This is a genomic window from Candidatus Zixiibacteriota bacterium (assembly GCA_034003725.1).
In the GTDB taxonomy this organism is placed as follows: Bacteria; Zixibacteria; MSB-5A5; order GN15; family FEB-12; genus WJMS01.
In genome coordinates this window covers 1-19,783 of record JAVEYB010000019.1, presented here as the reverse complement: position 1 = coordinate 19,783, position 19,783 = coordinate 1, and the positions used below count along the sequence as shown (strand labels likewise).

Here is a 19,783-nt window from a genome sequence, read left to right as displayed (position 1 = left end):
TCAACAAGTTACAGCATAGTCGCGGGCGGGCACGGCTTTTGATCCGGTCATAAGTAAACGAGGTGATGGTTTATGACGATTGGTAAATCACGTAGTCCGATAGTGGTGCTCGCCCTGGCGATAGTGTTGATACTTTGGTCCCCGGTCCTGTCGCAGGGTCCTCCGATGTCCGACCAGACGATGCGTCTGGAGCGGGAGCTGGAGCGCACCGACGAGGCGCTTGATCGAATCGCCGACGCCGTGGCACAGGCCAATGTCCCTCTGGCAGAGCTGGCGCTGGAGCAGGCCCGTGAATTCCAGCGGGATGCCTGGGACGCCTTCAGAGAAAGCCGGCCGCTGGTAGCCGCTGCACTGACCAAACAAGCCCGCGAACGCGGCAAGGTCGCGCTGAGCCTCTCGCGCCAGGTCGAGCAGTATGAAGGAGCGGTTGTACGAAGGCTGGAACGTGCCGCCGAAATGCTGGACCGGGTGGCCGAGGTGCTCGCCGAGGGCGATCGACCCGTTCTCCGTGCCTTGTATGAAACCGCCCGGACAAACCTGGAGCGCGCCTGGGAGTTCTACCGGGCCCGCCAGTACAAGCCGGCCCTCAAACTGGCCGATCAGGTCGAGCAAACCGCCGCCAAGCTGATGCAGGCCGCCGGACTGGAACGGAGCGGCGATGCCGCGCACGAACGTCGACGGGAAGCTGTCGTTGACTTTCTGGCCGGCGCCGCTGACGCCACCGCCGGCTGCGAATCTGGCGATGCCCTGCGTAACATGGAGCAGGCGAGGCGAATGCTCGAGCTGTCCGATGATCTCAGCGGCCGGGGGCAGTCGGATAAGGCCCTTGACGCGCTCAAGCGGTCCCGGGAGTTCGCCCTGCGCGCCGTTCGGGACTGTCAGGGAGCCGACCAGCTGCAGCGCCGGTATGAACGCCTTCTCGCTGAAACCGACCGCCTGACCGAACAGGCTGAGGGCAGCACCGATGCTTCGCGCATGCTCCAGCAAACCAAAGAACAGCTCCGGCTTGCCCGGGAGCATATGGAAAACGACTCACCCGAAACAGCCGCTGCAGCGCTGCAAGCCGCCTACCTCACCCTGCAGCAGGCCCGTAGACTGCTGGGTATCAACAACTAGTTACACAGAGGAGCGGCGGGGGAGTCCTCGCTTGAGGTCCAGGTGAAAAGTTGTGCCGCGGCGATTTTTCTCATCCTGCTAACCCAGTTTACCCCGACTCCGGCAAGGGCGGCCGATATCCGCGCCGGAGTCGGCTATGATGTTATCTCACAATCGTTTTTTTTCGATTCTCTGACCCTGATCGGGATCGACTCGCTTGATGCTTCGCTCACCCAAAGTACTACGTATCTCGATGAACCAAAAGCCTTTGTCAGACTCGGACTGCACCCGCTCGATAACGGCAGGCTCGATCTGACAACACAGCTGGACCAGACCCGCGACCTCTTCCGAGCCAAGTTCTACGCCGATAGTCGGCTCCGGCTCGGCCTGCACCGTCTCCAGTTCAACAGCGAGCTTGAAGTCAGAAAAGACGTGCGCGGCGACGCTGAAGCCGGCGAGGAATTCCTCTACGGATCCGCCCGCGCCCGGGCCGACTTCGCGCTCGGGCAGGCCTGGACCAGTTTCTGGTCGATTCGAGCAAATTTCGTCGATTTTGACTCCGCCGGAGATCTTAGTTACAATCAGTTTCGCCTGCTCGCTACTTCCGGATTTATTCGTACTTTCGATGACTTTTCCAGTATTACCGGGATGATCTTTGTCGGTTCTCGGACTGTTCCGGACTCGTCCCGCCTGGATTACGTGACCTACGGCCTCGAATCAAATGTCATGGCCTACTACGACAATGGCGCCGTGGATCTTACAGCCCGAATCGAGCGCAAAGACTATAACCAGCCCGATGATGAGGACGACTACACGAGGCTTGAACTGCTTGGAAATCATAAGGTTGAACTCACGAAAACGTGGCTGACCCGTCAGGAAATCGATCTCGAATACAGCTCGTTCTCGGACTCCGATCTGGTGAATGTCGATTATATGCGGACCAGACTATACGCCCAGGCTGGCTTGACCAGCCGGGGTGTCTATGTCTGGGCCGGCCCGCAGGTGGAGTTTCTTACCGAAGGTCCAAGCGATCTGGCCAGCGCCGCGGACTACAACGAGTATGCACTTCGGCTCGATATCGACTATATGTCCGCCCGTTCGATGTATGCAGCCGTGGAGTGGTCGGGCGGGATTCGCGATGTTCGTCTCGAAGATGACTTTCAGTCCGATTTCTGGTTTAATCGGCTGACTGTCCTTGGTGATGCCCGCCTGATCAACGGATTGGGGCTGAACGTGCTCTTTTCGGCCGAGTGGGAGTGGCACTCCCAGGATCAGGAGAACAACCGCCTTTACCTCCTGTCGTCCAGCCTGACCTACGACTTTTAGGGCACCGGGGGGGGATATCCAGATATCCCCCAGCGCATGTTGACAATCCATGACAGCCGGCAGCCGGTGTCACACAAGCAGATTAAGGCGGATTTTGCGACATTTCTCTTGACAAAAGCGGGGTAGGGGGTTATCATTTAGGCGTCTAGGGAAAGTAGTTGTGTGAAAAAAACTTCTTTCTTGAATCTGGCGCACCTTTTAACGGTATAGACAATATATCGTTACATTTGCTCAGTCTCTGGTTACTGGTTTAATTATCGAGCTTTGAAACTTAGTCGGACAAATATGTCTGATTGGTTTTGCAAGTTCCTTCCATCATTCTCCCATTAAAAAACGACTTCGTGCCTGTCCGAGCCTCTGAGGTACTTCATTTTGACATCTCGGTGGCATGAAGGTTAGCGACGAGCAGGAACCGATTTCCCTGCCAGGTGGGAGGAGAGTGGAATTACCACCTTTTTCGGTCAACCTCGCGGACAATCCGTTTGCATGAGGTGACCGCAACTCTTTTGACTGAGGTAAAAGGAGCTTAAATGATGCAAAAAAGAACGTTAACTTCTTTGCTGCTGATCTCCTTTTTAGTGGCATTTGCGTTCTCGTATTCGTTGGCCAACGAGGTCACGTATCAGAATCTGAACGTGTCTCGTTGTAACGATTACGTGCTGAACGTCACCGTAGAAAATACGGTTGACGTGGCCGCGGTTGAGATCGTGATGGTTATCAGCTCGACCGGCGGCGGCGCGTATCTTGACGCTATCAATGTCGACTGGGATCCGGCCTTTACCGAGCTCGGCACCCGTATAATCGACGCCTCTCAGGCTGATGGCGTGGCCCCTGATACGATTCGTCTTGCTGCTCTGCTCATTGAGGCGACCGATGTCGTTCTTGCGGCCGGCACCCATGTGGTTGCCAGTGTGTCCTTCTCGACACAGGACCTGTGCTTGGGCACGGTCGGCTTTGCGGGCGGCATTTTTGACTATCCGTTGCCGGTAACGGTTCAGACGCAGTTCGTCGATGCGAACACGTTTGATATCCTGCCGGTGGCTGTCAACGCGGGTACCGTGACGTATGTCAACAGTGCTCCGACGCTGGCCGCTATCCCGGATGGTACGGTGGCCTGGGGTGACCTGTTCCAGTACGACGCGGTCGGCGCCGATGCCGATATCGCGAACGGCTGCGAAACCCTGACCTACAGCAAGGTCAGCGGTCCGGCTGCCCTGAATGTCAATTCATCGACCGGCCGGATCACGTGGACTCCGTCCGGCGCCGATGTCTGTGAGCATGAAGTTGAGATCAAGGTAACAGATGCCTGCGGCGCTTTCGCGACGAGGACCTTTACCATCTGTGTCACCAATGAGCCGCCGGTTGCTGAGTCTGCCACGCAGGATCAGCCGTCGTGGGTCTGGGGTGACCTCGTTACCGGTACTGTCACTGCCAGTGATCCCGATGACGGCCCGAACATGCTCGATTTCGATGTCCTGAGCATCGTCCCGAGCCCGGGCAATATGCCCACCATTAACAACAGTGGTGAGTTCAGCTGGCAGACGGAAGCGTTCGATGACGCCTATGTGGGCGAATTCGTGATCACCTTCACGGTGAACGACGGCGCTAATACCTGTGATCCCTGCAGCCCGTCCAATGCCGACACGATCACTACGACCGTGCTCGTCAACAAGGCTGTCGTAGCTATCGATAAGCTGCACGGCCCGGACGGCGACGGCGTGTTCCAGGGTCAGGTAGTCATCGTCCCGGTGTACTTCGACGCCAGTATCGCTATTGGCGGTTATAACCTGCTCCTCTCGTATGACGCTACGGCGCTGACCTTCCTCGGTGCGACCGAAGGCGGCATGCTTGAAGAGTGCGGCTGGGAATACTTCACCTATCGGACCGGTCCGTTCGGCAACTGCGGTACGGGCTGCCCGACCGGTATGGTACGCCTGGTTGCTATCGCCGAGTACAACGACGGCCCGAGCCACCCGACCTGCTTTGGCACCGTGGCTGAAGGCTCCGAGACTCCGGCGAACGATTCCACCCTGGCCCTGCTGCGCTTCCTGGTCAGCAATGACCGGAACCTCGAGTGCCAGTTCGTTCCGATCAAGTTCTTCTGGTACGACTGTGGCGACAACACCATGTCCAACGTCAGCGGTCAGTACCTCTATGTCGAGAACTCGGTTTGGAACTACATCGGTGGCGGAGTCGGCGACATCAACCTTGATTTCCCGGATTCCTACTCCGAGAATATCGACACCCCGACCTTCCCCGGTGCGGCCGGTGCCCCGGATGCCTGTCTCGTCAACGAGCCCGGCAAGCCGCTGCCCATCCGCATGCTTGACTTCCTCAACGGTGGTGTCGACATCATCTGCGCCGGCGATATCGACGATCGCGGCGACATCAACCAGGACGGTCTCGCGTACACGATTGCTGACGCGGTTATCTTTACCAACTACTTCATCTTTGGTAATGCCGCGTTTGCCGATCTCGACGTTCAGTACCCGATCGAAGCCGCTACCGCTGCTTCCGACGTGAACGCCGACGGTCTGACCCTCTCGGTCGCCGACCTCGTGTACCTGATCCGTGTCATCGTTGGTGACGCTGTCCCGTATCCGAACTCGCCGATCGCGAAGGTTAACCCGATTGATGCCAACCTCGGCACCATGAACGGCAACCTGTCCGTCAGCAACGATCTGCAGATCGGTGCGGCCTTCATCGAACTGCGCGGCAATGTCCATCCGACACTGCTCGTCTCCAACATGGAGATGGCGTATCACTCCGATGGTCTCACCACCCGGGTGCTCGTCTATGCTCCGTTTGAGAATTCCGGCTCGATGGAGAGCTTCTCCGGCTCGTTCCTGAACATCGGTAACGCCGACATCCTCGTGGCCGAACTGGCCACGGTCGACGGCGTCCCGGTGCACGCGAACGTCCTGCCGAGTGAGTTCGCCCTCATGCAGAACTACCCGAACCCGTTCAACCCGTCCACCACAATCGAGTTCGCTCTGCCGGTGGCCTCGAACTACAGCCTGAAGGTCTACAACGTGACCGGTCAGGAAGTAGCTTCGTTCAGCGGTCACGCTGAAGCCGGTGTGCAGTCGGTTGTCTGGGAAGCCGGTGACAACGCCTCGGGTGTGTACTTCTATCGCCTGACGGCCGATCAGTTCTCGCAGACAAAGAAGATGGTTCTCCTGAAGTAATTCAGGTTTACCGTTCGACCACAAAGCCCTGTCCGCCTCGGCGGACGGGGCTTTTTTGTGCCTTGAACCGGCGATATCCTGAGACCGCGGAGTATAAGAGAGTGGACTCAATCCGAAACTTCAGAGCGCCGATATAAAGAAAAACACTGGGGGGAATTTGTTGGCAGTTCAGGCAGTAGAATCATCACTCACGGATCGGGAGCGGACGGTCGTCTGGCGCGGGGAGTACTACCCCTACGGTGAGCTGTACGCGGAGTATGTCTCGGCCAGCAATGAGATTAGGTTTCCGGGGCAGTGGCACGACCGGGAGAGCGGCCTGTACTACAATTGGCATCGGTATTACGATCCCTCGACCGGCCGCTACTTGCAGTCCGACCCCATCGGCCTGGCCGGCGGGATGAACCTGTATGCATATGCGAAAGGGAATCCCCTTGGGATAGTCGATCCAACTGGTCTCTGGGTTCCCACGTGGGATCCTGCAACCCGCAGCATAGACGTTACCGCCGAAGATGGAGACGGGCTGGAGAACTTGTATTCACAACTGAGCATGACAAAGGGCGAGTTCGCAAATTACTACAAGATAGAGGACATCGACACATACAAGGTGGTACCAGGTGTCACAACCTTCTCAATTACTGAATTCGTTCTAAGGAGTGTGGAATTCAACGATGCCAGCGACAACATGAACTGCTTCTCATCTACACTAGCAGGAACAGATGCTTTCTCGCCTGAGACACATATTCATGGAGGAATGAAATTCACAGAGGAAATCCAAAAGGTGTTTGGATTTCAGGAAATCGAGGCTGCTCATCCGGGAAGCGTAGTCACTTGGGTGAACAAATCCGGGGTTACGCACCATGCGGCCATCTACGTGCTGACGAGTTTGAGTGGTACACAGTACTACTTCGGACGACCCGGTCCTGGGGCCGATCTCGGCCTGCAAACGGACACGCAAACGAAGCAGCTCTATGAAGGCTTTACCCTGCACTTCATGGACATAATCAACCCGTAGCTCGAGGAAGGGAGCGCCATATGAAGATCATAGGATGGGTAGCATCACTCCTTGTGTTGCTTGCGGTCGCGGGGTACATCGGTCTGGCTCAATCTGCAAATATGGTCTTCGTTTCATGCGATCGTAATGGAGATCCATGGTACGACAAGTACTGTATTCAAACCGAAGCGCAAATACGGACGACAGTCACATTGAGGAAGGTCGACACAACTCTGTCCTTCGTGCTGTTTGATAACATTCTTGATAGAGATTGTCTGCTGGCGTTCCGCTCTCAGCCGGGTTTCTGGCAAGGAGAAACCAGAGGAGACTCCTCAGAACTAGTCCTGCCCTTCCCCGCATTACCCAGCGGACAATACCGTATGGAGGTAAGGGCCGAAGACCGATTGTGGATAGATACACTCGTGATTATGAGGTAGAGCAAAGAGTGCGAATAGTCGCTCGAACGCCGGCTAACTCAACAACGAAGGGTGATTCGCTCTGCGAGCAATGATCTTCGGTTTCCGGGTCAGTGGCACGATCGGGAGAGCGGTTTGTACTACAACTGGCATCGGTACTACGATCCGACCACCGGCCGCTATCTCCAAGCCGACCCCATCGGCCTGGCCGGCGGGATGAACTTGTATGCGTATGTTGGCAATGATCCAAACAGCTTCATTGACCCGACTGGTCTGTGGACTGCGACGTATAATGCTAAGAACAATACAGTCTCAGTTGTGGCTGAGCAAGGTGATGACCTCGCTGGTCTGTATGGACAAATGGGTTTGATGGCGAAAGAATTCGCAACGCAGTATAATATCCATGACATGTCCAAGTTCATGATTGAACCGGGTAAGACAACCTTCAATGTCACTGAGTACGCTATTCGTAATAATGTGTTTAGTGGCAACTCTACCGAGTCCAATTGCCATGGATTTGTGGCTCAGGCATTGGGTACTACGAAAACCGAAAGACAACTGAGTCAACTCAACATTTCCTCTATGTCCCAGAAGGATTCGCCAAGAACCGGGGATATTGCTGTATTTTTCATGAAAGGAGTCTATCAGTATGTTGGTCAGCCAAGACCTGTTGATGCTAGCAATATTCAGGGCCATTCAGCGATTTTTCTTATCCGCAATCAAGCTGGCGTAGCGCTCTACTTGAATAGGATCAACACTGGGCAACCAGTGACGGTGAGTACGCATGCGCAGATAGTCGAGTTTTTTGCCGATCCAAACAACGCGCACGGAGGTGCGGCGGCATATAGGATATTGCCGAAGTTGAGTCCCAATCCGATGTACTTCAGGAGATGAGATCATGACGAAACTACTCATCATAGTTGCAATCCTTGCAGTAGTGTGTATAACTTCCGGCGTTGCATCACCCCAGAGTCGACTTGGTCCGAATAGCATTGAGCAGATTCCTGTCGATACTGCAGTCAACGGATATTTGCTCACAGGTGTTGATGCTCTGCCGTACAGTCCGGTTGTTGAACCTCTGTTCAACCTGCCTGAAACATCACTTGTGGAGTTGTACTTCACAGACACCTTACAAACTGACACTGTGTGGATACTCAATAAGCAGATCCTCCCGGAAGGCTTCTACCGGATTCGTTACACGCCATTCAATACATACGTCTCGAGTACGGGAATTAGGGCCATTTTACTTCATGTAACGGCGAGAAGCCAGAGCTCCGCTAGCGGCCCAGGCATGAAAACTGTAGAAAGTCGCTATGAGGCCGCGTGCTTGATGTACATCCGATAGAGACCATACGATGGTCGGCGAAGTACTACCCCTACGGTGAGCTGTACGCGGAGTATGTCTCGACTGGGTGGCCCACCCTCTGGGTGGGTATCCTCGGGTCGAGTTACAACTGGTATGAGGGGAGTCGAGATGTCCCGATTGCGATGGACGATTTTGTGACCCCGGCGAGATGGAAGAAGTAACCCACCCAAAGGGTGGGCCACCCGACCCTTGATGCGTACAAGGTTATCTACTGGACACTTCGAGGCATAGAATGCTATCATATGAGAAACAAGTAGAGGAGAGACGTCACGATGAGAGTCGCACGTTTTTTCTGGTTGCTCTCCCTTGTATTGCTTGCCGTTTGCTCGTGCAGTCGCGTCAACAACTTCGCGGAATCCAGCAACTTCCGCGTCGAAGTACGGTATACGTTGTTCCCCGAAGACCATATCGACGTGATTGCTACGGCGAGAGACAATCAATCTGTCGACCGTCGGATACTCAGCGTACAGCGCGATGACGACGCTTCCATAGCCATCTTGGCTGATTCCATCTTGGTTGTTACAAACATACGAACACGCGGCGACGGTATCGTCGCGTGTCTGACGAATCTCATGAATGAACATACCGGCACGCTGTTCGTTGAAGTTGGTCGCTCGCTCATGTCCGGTGACGTCGACGGTATCTCGTCAATCGAGAATAATCTGAAGTACGCCTCGGTGGGACGGAAAAAGAGCCGCTCCGATGTTATGTTTGTGACAACGCACTCAGCCGCCGACACACATCTCCGAGTGATAGTCCTGCTTGGCGCCCGATCGGTTGACCTCGTGAGCATCACCGATTCCACCCTCACATTCGACTGCATGTGGCAGCGGCAATCCTCGCGACAACGGTTCGAGGTTGACCTTTCCGAGGGCCTGCTGAGGCCGGATGACTTTCGGATCGTGGGGGAGGAGGAGAAACGCTAAGCGCGTACGATGATCCAGGGCATCGGCTGACGTATCGACTACAAACGGCGGGTCCCAACACGGGCCCGCCCAGCTACGAATACCCGTTCGGTACGGGCGTGATCTTGTTCAGATTTGTAGGGCGGGTCCGTCCTCGAACCCGCCAGAAGAGAAGCCCACCCAAAGGGTGGCCCACCCGGGGCTATCTGATCTGCCTGCTGGGCGCCCAATCGGTGGAGTTGATAAGCATCACCGACTCCACCCTCACATTCGATTGCATGTGGCAGCGCCAACCCTCACGACAACGCTTCGAGGTTGACCTGTCGAACGGATTACTTGAGTCGGGAGATTTCAGGATTGTGACCAAGGACAGAACCACATCACCGCGCCGCTAGTGATTGGCCCCATCATGCCGAACGAGCGCGTGGCGTACGGTCCGTGCACCACGCGCCCGGATGGCGTCAGTGTCGTCGCACCGGCGATCAGTCGCTCAGGGCCCGCGAAACACCCGGATCGCTTCCGCCAGTGCCTTCGGCATATCGATCAAATACACACCACCGCTCAGCGCGGCCAGAGCCAGCCGAATACCCCTGCCGTAAGCAGCGCGTAAATCAAACCGTCAAACACCGACAGCATCGTACTGCGACAGCTCTTTTTGTACCATATCGCCCCCTGTAACAGCGCGAGCGAGTAACCCATGAATGTCGCCGTGCCCACGACCCTGAACACCTGCAGGTAGTGGGTCTGCGGTGTCATCGTATGGTAGGCGATATACGCGGCGAAGAAGCCGACAATCACGCAGTACACAAACCAGAGGAACAGGCTTTTACCCATGCCGAACCCTCCCGCCGGCATGACCGTCATCACCACGATCGGTCCCTTCTTCACCTTCTCCTGAAACTCCTCGCTTTTCATCGCTTCCGCGCCGCCGGCGCACGGCAGCATGTAGTCTCCGGGGGGAATGTTGAAAGCGCGAAGGGATTCCTGGATTCTGGTTTCATCGCTCAGCCGACGAAAGTCATTCTTGTGGTACCGAAGCACCATGTGGATGATTGAACTCATAACGAATACGAGTACTGCCGAAAGCAGAATCGGCGCCCAGAGTTCGGTAAGGAATGTCATACGCGTAACGCTCCTTTGTTACGAGGCGGTTTGCTGAATGCCTTCCCGGACTGTCAATTGGTTGAGATCCGAACGAGATGCAAAACCATACCGGATTCGGCAGTCAAGTGCAACAACAGAGATCGTGCAATCCACCCGAGTGGTTCCGGTCAACCGACCCGGCCCCGCAAGTGACTCAGCCATACAAGTGAGCCTTACGTGGCAAAAGTGCGCACATTCGCGTGTGAACCGATGGAAAAAGTGGCGCATGCCGCTCTAGTGAGTGTGTCGATAATCCCTGTCGGTCTGACGCCCGCTGCGGCGGACGGGTGCCCGACAAAACGCAATCACGGAAGGTCTTTCATGCCGGCCGAGGTGAAAGGAGAAATCGTGTTCTCGTCGTCAGCCCGCCCTATTTGCACGCGCACGCAGGGAGTGCCGGCATCCTATGGTTCCACAACCGTTGGGCATACCCCAAATGCGCAAAAAATGGGGGCCCCCGAAAAATGACAAAACGAACCTATTTCCCCGTAAGCGCAAAGAACTCATAGGAATACAGCGGATTTTTGCTCGCGCCCGCGGGTCCGAACCCGCCGAGGCAAGCGGTTCAGATATCATCAAGCCGGTCGGGGAGAGCGTACCTTATCCGTGCTGAATCGGTGTGATCCGGTTGAGCAGATCGATCATCTCGGAGGCGGGGAAGGGCTTTTTCAGGTAGGCGTCGGCCTCGGCCCCCGCAACCGCACGCGTAATCGAATCCTCGTCGTATTCCGCGCTGGTGAGTATGATCGGAAGGCCCGGGCGCTCGGATTTGACTTTATCGCGAAACGACATCCAGTCCATGTCCGGCATGGTCAGATCCGTGATGACCGCGTCGAACTGGCCGTTGCCCAGCTCCCGAAGAGCGTCGTTGCCGTTTGGCGCCACAAACGGAATGAACTGGCTGACCGTGAGCGCGTCGGCGATTGCCTCGGAGAACGCCGAATCGGCGTCGACCACCAGCACGCGCCGAAGCTGGCTGGCCGTGCGTCGCTCCTTGCGCCGGATCGTCCCCTCGATCATCTCCTCGATCCGCGAAATGCGGAACGGCTTGGCCAGAAAACCGTCGGGATCGGCCCCGGCGATCAAATCGGGAGTCGCGACCCCGGTGACAAACAGTACCGGAAGGTCCGGGTAGTGGCGGCGGACTTTTCTCAACAGCGTGATACCGTCCACCCCCGGCATCTTGACATCGGTCACTATGACGTCGAACGTCTGCTTCGTCAGTGCCTCCAGCGCCTCCATCCCGCCCGGCGCGGCGACCGTCTCGTATCCGACCGCTTCGAGCGTGTCGACCAGCAGCTCCAGCAGGGTGGCGTCGTCATCGACCACCAGGACTTTCTTTTTCCGATTCGGAGTCATCAGCTTCGTATGATTGACAAGAGTCGTTCTTTCTGCTTCTCGAGTATCTCGCCGGTGTTCGCCTCGATATTCAGCCGAAGCAGCGGCTCGGTGTTGGACGGCCGAAGGTTGAACCAGAAGTCCTTGTACTGGACCGTGAGCCCGTCGATCTCGTCCTGATCGCCGTCGCTGTAGGCCGCCTTGACTTCGGCGATCTTGCCGGGAATAGAACCGACCCGGCTGTTGATCTCGCCCGATCGCACGTACGGATCGATCTCGGACACCAGCTCGTGCAGCGGGCGATTCTCCATCGAGATCAGTTCGAGACACACCAAAAACGCGATCATGCCGGAATCGGCGAACCAGAAATCGCGGAAATAGAAATGCCCGGAGTGTTCACCGCCGAATATGGCGTTGTGCTTCTTCATCAGCGGCTTGATCAGCGCGTGCCCGACCCGCGTGCGAATCGGCGTGCCCCCTTCGCGTGCGATCAACTCCGGGACGGCCCGCGAACAGATGAGATTGTACAACACCGTCTCGCCGGGGTGCGCGCGCAGAAGCGACTTGGCCACGAGCGCTGTCGTGATATCTCCCCCGAGCTGGCGGCCGTTGCGGTCGAGCAGAAACATGCGGTCGGCGTCGCCGTCGAACGCCACGCCGAAATCCGCTTTCACCTCCGCCATCTTCTTCTGCAGGTCGACCAGGTTCTCGAGCTCGATTGGCGACGCCGGGTGGTGTGGAAACGTGCCGTCGAGCTCGAAATACAACGGCGTCACCTCTATCGGGAGGTGTTTCAACACCGCGGGGAGCGTCTGCCCCGCCATCCCGTTGCCCGCGTCGATCACGACCTTGTACGGCCGCACGCGAGCGACATTGATAAACGACAGGCAGCACTGGGCGTACTCATCGCTGATCTCGCGGCGGATAATCATGCCTTTGGTCGACGCCTTCTTTTCGTAGCTTCGCTCCTGAATAGCCTTAAGAATCTGGTTCAGTCCTTCCTGACCGGAGAGGGGAACGGCGTGCTTTCTGCAGATCTTGAATCCGTTGTATTCTTTGGGATTGTGCGATGCGGTGATCATCACGCCGCCGTCGTATCCGAATTTGCCCACCGCAAAATAGAGCGCGTCGGTGGAGATCAGGCCGAGATCGATCACGTCAACTCCCTGGTCGTTGATGCCCCGGGCGAGATGGTCGAACAACTCGTTCGATGACAGCCGCATGTCGCGGCCGACCGCAATCGACACCGGCTGGAGATACTGGGCCAGCGCCGCACCGATCTTGTATGCGTCATCGGCCGATAGCTGGACCGGAACCGTACCCCGGATATCATAGGCTTTAAATATCGAAGGATCTATGGACATGAGGTTCCCTCTTCGCGAAGTCCGGACAACACTCGATGGTTCAGTCGGATACCTACAGTCAACAGTATCTTCTGGAAGCGCCCGATGCAAGAATAAAACCTCGTGCAATCATTGGGCGCACGGCGGCGGAGTGAGGTCGAACAACTTTCCGTTCATCGACAACTGTAGTATGACAGGTCAGCTTCGGGAGAATCCTGACGGGAATCGCCTTGCCTACATAGATCGGATCTATGTTGACATAATGCCCAATGAGTTGCATTATTGGAATGACGGCAAAAAAAGGGGCACACGCATGGGAGTCGTCGTACAGAACCTCTCCGAGCTTGAGGTGTACGAGCGGAAGATCGACGATGCGGCTCGACGGTCGATTGAGTCGCTGTTCCAGTCCACCGAGCGGGGAGTGCGCCTTCTCGAACGAATCAAGTACGAACGAATCGGCTGGCATCCTCTTGAAGTGCGCCGCCTGAATCTCATCGAACAGGTTAATCAGACATTTACCTATCTCACCAGTTTGAGAGCGGTGCGATTACTGCTCGAGCACTTTCCCGGCTGCGCCTTCACACTCCATCTCGGCGTCGAGGCGGGTCCGGATATCGAAAGTGTGGAACCGGGACTGGTCGCCGCCGAGGTGTTCGCGGCCGTTTCGATTACCAACAACAACAAACTTCACCGTGATATCGAACGCGTGTTGTCGGTCGATGCATTGAATCGCTTCGTCTTCTTCTGCGTGCCGGGTTTTCCGCCGGGCCGCCAGCATCAGCTGGAAACAGCTGACGGCGTTCAGGTGTGGGCGATCGAGTGCCACGCCGCCGCCGACCAGCCGATTGGTTGAATCAATCCACTCGTCCAACCTTTCCGAGTCCCCTCTAAAAATACTACCTTTTCTATCTTTATTTCCTTGACAGTAACATCAGCGATTCAGTAATATAGCTCATTGTTAATGAAAATGGTGTTCATTTTCATTTAAGCAAACTTGTTGAAACCAATTACTCCAAGGAGGACTCATGTTTCGGAATGTTATGTTGTTGTTACTCATAATTATGATAGCATGTCCAGCCGTGCAGGCGGACCGCCGGAAGTATGTGTGGACCTATCAATATGCAACTATGGCTCCCGATGCCAGCGAACTTGAGTTCTACCAAACGACCCGCCTGGGAGAGACAGACTCATGGGAGTACCGGATTGAAATCGAACATGGTCTCACCCCACGATGGGATCTATCGGTCTACCAGATATTTGTGCAACGTGAGGCGGAGGAGCTGAAGTGGGATGCATTTCAGATTCGCACCCGTTACAAACTTGCTGAGCCGGGGGCGTTCGCGATGGATCCGCTCCTGTACCTCGAGTATAACCGGAAAATCGAGTTGAGCCGGCAGAACAAGCTGGAGGCGAAGCTGATTCTGTCACGGGATTTCGACCGTGTAAATGTCTCGATCAATCCAGTGTATGAGTTTTTCTGGGCGCCGGGAGACCCGGTGCATGAGCCGGGTCTGGATGTGGGCGTGTCTTATGAGTTCTCGTACCGATGGTCTTTGGGGGTAGAATCCACCAGCCGGTGGGAGTTGGTTTCCGACGGGGAAGACGAAACGAGCTGGTATATCGGTCCGACAGTATCACTCGCGACCGGTTCACTCTACTATACGGTTGGTTATGCGACGGGTATCACTGATGATTCCGACGACGCGAGATGGCGGTTTATCATGGGTGTCGACCTATGAGGTTGCACGCTTCGCTTACCTGCATCATCACCGTGGCGGCTGTGGTTGGATGCGGAGGGCCGGTATCTACCGAGGAACAATCGCCCGGCGAGGCTGCGTTTCGAGCGAGCTGCCAGACCTGCCATACGCTGCCTCGGCCGTCAATGAGAAGTGACGATGAGTGGCCGGCGCTGGTAGATCGGTACGGTGAGCGAGCGAATCTCGATGCGGAAACGCGCGCGATTATTCTGGCGTACCTCCAGCGGAGCAATTGATACCGTGGCGCCGGCTAGAGACCCTGAATGAGCGCCTTGAGGCCGATGCCGATCAGGATGCATCCGCCGAGAAACTCCATGGCGCGACCGAATCGTTCACCGAGCGCTCGGCCGAATGTCATTCCCACGGCCGTCATCAGGCAGGCGACGACACCGATCACCACGGCAGCCGACCACACTTCGATTCTGAGCATCGCGATACTGAACCCGACGGCGAGAGCGTCGATACTCGTGGCGACCGAGAGCATCACGAGAGACCACTTCCGGGTCGGGTCGCGGAGCGGGATGTGGTGATCGGGAGACATGCGCGACTCACGGATCATGCGGATCCCGATGTACGCGAGCAGGCCGAATGCCAGCCAGGGGGCGAAGGAGTCAACGAACCGTTCGATCCGCGCCCCGAGATACCAGCCGAGTATCGGCATGAGAAACTGGAACAGCCCGAAATGGAACGACAGGCGAAAGAGGGGGCGGATGGTGAGTCGTTCAAAGCGCGAGCCGACCGCGATCGCGACCGCGAACGCATCCATCGCCAGTCCCAGCGCTACTGCAAATACCACCACCCAGTTCATTCAGTGACCAGTCCACCCGATGCCGGTTAGTCCGTCGGCCGAAGGATACGGCGATCGGGGGACAGACAAAAGAGAAATCCGCGAGAGGCCGGCGGTTTATCCGGTGGGCTCGTGGTCGTGGTGGCTCAACAGGTCTTCGGGTTCGATAACCGAGACGTAATGAAGCCAGCCTCCCACCCAGGACCGTAGTTCGTCGGAGACCACGGTTTCCAGTTCCATGACCAGATGGCCGGAGTCCTCGCGGGTGAGCACCTGCGACTGATGCCAGATACGTTCGGCGACGACGTCGGCGATATCCGGCGTAAAGCGGAGCACGACCCGTCGCGGGGTGAGGTTCTCGCCGCCGAAAATGCCGAAACGACCTTCGCGGAGGTGCTCGAGGCTGAACGAGGGGTCGCGGGTGAAGGTGTTGGAGGCGAGGGAGACCGAGCGGATACGCTGGATCGGCAGAAAGATGTAGTTGTCGTGGGCGGGCGTGTAGACGACCGCATACAGCGCGCCTTTGTGGTATAGCAGCAGATAGGGGTCGGCCTCGAAGTCCGACGGTTCGCTTTTCCAGTTTGATTTGTAGATGAAGCGGCATCGGCGGCACTGCGAGATCGCCTGCACGAGCGTGTCGATCGTCTCGGAGTGTGGGCCGTAGTCGATATGGCCGACGAAGGTCGCCCCGAACATCGCCTGCGCGTTTTCGAGCTGATCGGACGTGCGGAACACGTCGGGCGACACCAGCTGTTTGGCTTTGGCCAGCAGCGACTGGATATCGGACTCGAGCCGCGTGCCGCGCGTGACGGCGGCCAGCCGCTCGAGAAAGTAGGATACCATCAATTCCCGGCTGCTGAGGGTCATGGGGATAAACTTGACGAACTCTTCGTCGAGGCACCACACCAGCTCCCGGCCGCGGCCCGGTTTGGTGTACAGCGGGATGTTGGCGCAGGACAGCTCCTGCAGGTCGCGCTGCAGGGTGCGCTGGGGCACCTGTTGTTCGAAGTAATCGTAGAGCTGACGGACGGTTATTTCGCGATACAGTGCAAGGCGTTGCAGGATGCGAATGACGCGTTCGACCTGCTTGATTTCGGACATGCGATCCTCCCCGGGGAACCCCCCAGTACTGACAAAAACACGGACAGCGTCTTTTTTCTTAAATATCGTCCCTCATACGTCATCACATGACGTTTGTCAGCATTTTTTTGAAGGCAGCAACGACATCCTGACTCTCGCTCCGGGGGGGGCGGAACCGGTGGTCGCGTACGCGCCGCCGGTTTTTTTTGTCTCTCCGCGATTATCGCGGTTCCGGGTTCAGCACTGCATATTTGCCTCTTGTTGAAAATTTCATTAGGATTTCGCGGAACGGACCGATATACTGAGTGGTTATCTGTATAGTCAGTTCGATCTTTACCGTAGTTTTGTCCTAATCCACAACTCTCCGTTAAAGCATAATCTCGAATTGAAAGCGCAATCATGCGCATAGCACAATTGTCCTGAGGTAGTCGGCATAGCATACTTGCCTCACCTATCGGGATGAGCAACTTCGGAGTGTAGGATGAATATCTACATCGGAAACTTGTCGTTTGACACGACAGAAACCAATCTCCGCCAGGCGTTTGAAGCGTACGGCGAAGTCTCAACCGTCAACATGATCGCGGACCGGGACACCGGCAAGCCGCGTGGTTTTGCGTTTATCGAGATGCCGACCAAGTCCGAGGCGATTGCTGCCATCGGCGGCCTCAACGGCAAGGAGCTGGACGGTCGTGAGCTGAATGTCAACGAGGCGAAGCCGCGCGCGGAGAGCGGTAATCGCACCGGCGGCAACAAGTACCGCAAGATGTACTAGTTTCGAGGTTCGTAACTCCTCGGCCACGATGCCGTGTGATTGAACTTCCTGAGGGCCCGCAGAGCTGCGGGTCCTCTTTTTTTGTGCCGTGCGCCGGCTGTGCGGATCTACGCGGGGCGGTCCATCGAGCAGCCGTCGCCCTCGTACTCGATTTCGACAGTCGTATGTTCGAGTTTGTACTGAGCGGTGATTCCCCGGATGGCTTCCTTGATGCGCGCGCCATCGTCTTTGCTCGCTGCCTGATCCACCACCACATGGGTACTGAGCACGTGATGCTCGCCATCGAGCGACCACACATGCGTGTGATGCACCGAGCAGACGCCATCGAGGCGTTTGATCGCCGATTCGAGCGCGGCGATCTCCACGCCCTCGGGGACGGCCTGCAGGAAGACGGACAGGGCGCTTTTGAGTTTGCGCACGACGTTGAAGAGGATGTAGAGCGTGATGAGGATGGAGAGGATGGGGTCGAGAATATGCAGGTCGGAGAATTTCAGCGTGATGCCGACCACCAGCACCGCGACCCACCCGAGCACGTCCTCGAGCAGGTGCCACGCCACGACCGAGACGTTGAGCGAGGAATGCCCGCGAAGACGGTAGACGGCGAGGCCGTTGACGAGAACGCCGACGACGGCGAAACCGATCATGCCCTCGGCGTTGGTATGCTCGGGAGCCATGAGGCGCGGCACGGCCTGCGAGAGGATGTACAGCGAGCCGACCAGCAGGACGATCGTGTTGATCAGCGCGCCGAGCACGGAGAACCGCCGGTAGCCGTAGGAAAAGCGACGGTCGCCCTCGCGGCGGGAGAGGTGTTCGAGATACCAGGCGGTGCCCAGCGACAGAGAATCGCCGAGGTCGTGGACGGCACCGGAGAGGATCGCCACCGAGTTGGTCCAGAGGCCGCCGAATAACTCCACGATGGTGAAGGCGAGATTGAGAAAGAAGGCGACCCGGATGGAGCCGGCGGCGGCGTGGGAGTGGTCGTGGGTGTGGTGGGCGTGGTTCGGCATGGTGTGGTAATATACACACGGCGGGGCGGAGTTCGCAAATGGGCGCGGCGCTGGCGGTGGGGTGCGGAATTCTCCTTGCGCAGCAAGTTCTTGACATTCAGGCGGAAAAACCGCTTCTTGGGGGTATCGGCGGGGATCAGAGTGCTCTCAGGGCGGGAGAGTGAAGACACAACTTTTTCGGTGTACAAGCGTGAGTAGTTGGCGGTTACGGGGAAATAGGTTCGTTTTGTCATTTTTCGGGGGCCCCCATTTTTTGGTTTTCCTCTTTTTGTGGCGCGGCCGCCCTGCGGCGCCGCGGTCTCTACATAGGGGGGAAGCTCCGTTATTTCCATCGATGTGGTAGGGAAAGTGCTGGGGGGGACCACAGAGGACACGGAAAGCCACAAGGGAAACGGGCCGACCGCGCGTACCTGGGCGGCCGCATAGTCAAAGGCGTCATAATGCTGATCGTGTTGGAGTTGTTGTGTTTGGGCGTGTGGTGAGGAGGTAGACACGATGAAGAAGCAAGACGAAGGGTTCAGTTGGTCCAAACGAGTCAAGGCAACACTAACTCTATTGCTAGTAACCGTATTTGCCCGCTATGACCCGTTCGGTTTGCGGCACCAAGCGCTACAACGCTTGAAATCGATACTCGGCGATCGCTACAGAGAGCTGAGGAAGTCAGCCCATCCCAGTGTTGGATGGAGTATTCTATCTAGCGTCTGGACTTGGGTGGTGTTCGTCCCCGCGCTGTTGGCTGTCGCAGTGCATTTGACAGGTATTGTGCCTCGTCACTTGGTATTACCCCGTGAAGTGGTGTCTGAGTCGTTGTCGTTGGTTTCGCCAATACCCTTGTCACTTGTTGGACTCGTGATTCCATTCCTGGCATTGGCGGTGAGTGTGGTCTACTCAAAAATGGGAACTGGTGCAGTTGCATATGTGATGAAGAACAATCGAGTGGTTCGAATTGTGTATGCTGCGCTGTCTATACTCGGACTTCTTCTGATCCTGAGATTTTCACTTGCCATTGCTGCTAGCGTTATTGGAGACCAAGCGACGTTGCGGCTCGTGCTAAATGTGGGCTGGTTAGTTGCATTCATGTCAGTATGGTGGGTTCTACTACTGATCGTATTGGCTGGAATCGGAGTGTCGTCTGTATTGGCCGCGTAAACTCCCCCAAACAGTAGACTGTCGTGAAGTAGAGCTTTTTGGCATATTACAGCCAGGAGGACTCTATGAAACGATCACGATTCAGTGAGACACAGATCGTCGGCATCCTCAGGGAAGCCG

Annotated in this window: 18 protein-coding genes and 1 pseudogene; 13 read left to right on the top strand and 6 right to left on the bottom strand. The window is 56.6% G+C overall.

What is annotated here, in order from left to right:
* Window positions 1-72: 72 nt before the first annotated feature.
* From RBT76_15080 to RBT76_15045, 8 genes and pseudogenes are all read left to right on the top strand, one after another.
* A complete protein-coding gene (locus tag RBT76_15080; protein MDX9859107.1) occupies window positions 73-1,116 on the top strand; it encodes a hypothetical protein in 1,044 nt (347 codons plus the stop codon).
* Between the two features lie 42 nt (window positions 1,117-1,158).
* A complete protein-coding gene (locus RBT76_15075) occupies window positions 1,159-2,421 on the top strand; it encodes a hypothetical protein (protein MDX9859106.1) in 1,263 nt (420 codons plus the stop codon).
* Window positions 2,422-2,951: 530 nt separating this feature from the next.
* Window positions 2,952-5,609 carry a T9SS type A sorting domain-containing protein gene (locus RBT76_15070; protein ID MDX9859105.1) on the top strand — a complete coding sequence of 886 codons (2,658 nt, stop codon included), beginning with the start codon at window positions 2,952-2,954 and terminating at the stop codon, window positions 5,607-5,609.
* A gap of 157 nt (window positions 5,610-5,766) precedes the next feature.
* Window positions 5,767-6,063, top strand: a pseudogene (locus tag RBT76_15065) (RHS repeat-associated core domain-containing protein).
* A gap of 1,025 nt (window positions 6,064-7,088) precedes the next feature.
* The gene (locus RBT76_15060) at window positions 7,089-7,910 is read left to right on the top strand and encodes an RHS repeat-associated core domain-containing protein (GenBank protein ID MDX9859104.1); all 822 of its coding nucleotides are present in this window, start codon (window positions 7,089-7,091) and stop codon (window positions 7,908-7,910) included.
* A gap of 4 nt (window positions 7,911-7,914) precedes the next feature.
* Complete coding sequence (locus RBT76_15055; protein ID MDX9859103.1) at window positions 7,915-8,361, top strand: hypothetical protein; 447 nt, start codon at window positions 7,915-7,917, stop codon at window positions 8,359-8,361.
* The gene (locus RBT76_15050) at window positions 8,340-8,543 is read left to right on the top strand and encodes a hypothetical protein (protein ID MDX9859102.1); all 204 of its coding nucleotides are present in this window, start codon (window positions 8,340-8,342) and stop codon (window positions 8,541-8,543) included. Before RBT76_15055 ends, RBT76_15050 begins: the two co-directional genes overlap by 22 nt.
* 111 nt (window positions 8,544-8,654) lie before the next feature.
* The gene (locus tag RBT76_15045; protein ID MDX9859101.1) at window positions 8,655-9,308 is read left to right on the top strand and encodes a hypothetical protein; all 654 of its coding nucleotides are present in this window, start codon (window positions 8,655-8,657) and stop codon (window positions 9,306-9,308) included.
* A 540-nt stretch (window positions 9,309-9,848) separates the two neighbouring features.
* On the opposite strand, the gene RBT76_15040 is transcribed toward RBT76_15045, so the two are convergent.
* The 3 genes from RBT76_15040 to manB form a co-directional block, all read right to left on the bottom strand.
* Window positions 9,849-10,409, bottom strand: coding sequence for a hypothetical protein (locus tag RBT76_15040; GenBank protein MDX9859100.1), 561 nt, complete (start codon window positions 10,407-10,409; stop codon window positions 9,849-9,851).
* A gap of 621 nt (window positions 10,410-11,030) precedes the next feature.
* Window positions 11,031-11,789, bottom strand: coding sequence for a response regulator (locus tag RBT76_15035; GenBank protein ID MDX9859099.1), 759 nt, complete (start codon window positions 11,787-11,789; stop codon window positions 11,031-11,033).
* Window positions 11,789-13,132 carry a phosphomannomutase/phosphoglucomutase gene (gene manB, locus RBT76_15030; protein MDX9859098.1) on the bottom strand — a complete coding sequence of 448 codons (1,344 nt, stop codon included), beginning with the start codon at window positions 13,130-13,132 and terminating at the stop codon, window positions 11,789-11,791. The genes RBT76_15035 and manB overlap by 1 nt, the downstream gene beginning before the upstream one ends.
* 292 nt (window positions 13,133-13,424) lie before the next feature.
* On the opposite strand from manB, the gene RBT76_15025 reads away from it, so the two are divergent.
* The 3 genes from RBT76_15025 (at window position 13,425) to RBT76_15015 (ending at window position 15,104) form a co-directional block, all read left to right on the top strand.
* Window positions 13,425-13,964, top strand: a complete 540-nt coding sequence (locus RBT76_15025; protein MDX9859097.1) for a hypothetical protein — start codon at window positions 13,425-13,427, stop codon at window positions 13,962-13,964.
* A 274-nt stretch (window positions 13,965-14,238) separates the two neighbouring features.
* On the top strand, window positions 14,239-14,850 hold the full coding sequence (locus tag RBT76_15020; protein MDX9859096.1) for a hypothetical protein: 612 nt from the start codon (window positions 14,239-14,241) through the stop codon (window positions 14,848-14,850).
* A complete protein-coding gene (locus tag RBT76_15015; protein ID MDX9859095.1) occupies window positions 14,847-15,104 on the top strand; it encodes a cytochrome c in 258 nt (85 codons plus the stop codon). Before RBT76_15020 ends, RBT76_15015 begins: the two co-directional genes overlap by 4 nt.
* Before the next feature lie 14 nt (window positions 15,105-15,118).
* On the opposite strand, the gene RBT76_15010 is transcribed toward RBT76_15015, so the two are convergent.
* Both RBT76_15010 and RBT76_15005 read right to left on the bottom strand, forming a co-directional pair.
* Window positions 15,119-15,676, bottom strand: a complete 558-nt coding sequence (locus RBT76_15010; protein MDX9859094.1) for a manganese efflux pump MntP family protein — start codon at window positions 15,674-15,676, stop codon at window positions 15,119-15,121.
* A gap of 96 nt (window positions 15,677-15,772) precedes the next feature.
* The gene (locus RBT76_15005; protein MDX9859093.1) at window positions 15,773-16,756 is read right to left on the bottom strand and encodes a WYL domain-containing transcriptional regulator; all 984 of its coding nucleotides are present in this window, start codon (window positions 16,754-16,756) and stop codon (window positions 15,773-15,775) included.
* Window positions 16,757-17,216: 460 nt separating this feature from the next.
* On the opposite strand from RBT76_15005, the gene RBT76_15000 reads away from it, so the two are divergent.
* Complete coding sequence (locus RBT76_15000; GenBank protein ID MDX9859092.1) at window positions 17,217-17,507, top strand: RNA-binding protein; 291 nt, start codon at window positions 17,217-17,219, stop codon at window positions 17,505-17,507.
* Window positions 17,508-17,614: 107 nt separating this feature from the next.
* On the opposite strand, the gene RBT76_14995 is transcribed toward RBT76_15000, so the two are convergent.
* A complete protein-coding gene (locus tag RBT76_14995; protein ID MDX9859091.1) occupies window positions 17,615-18,514 on the bottom strand; it encodes a cation diffusion facilitator family transporter in 900 nt (299 codons plus the stop codon).
* A gap of 495 nt (window positions 18,515-19,009) precedes the next feature.
* Here RBT76_14995 and RBT76_14990 point away from each other — a divergent pair, with 495 nt between their 5' ends.
* Window positions 19,010-19,663 (top strand): hypothetical protein, encoded by a 654-nt coding sequence (locus RBT76_14990; protein MDX9859090.1) that lies wholly within the window; start codon window positions 19,010-19,012, stop codon window positions 19,661-19,663.
* Window positions 19,664-19,783: the final 120 nt, after the last annotated feature.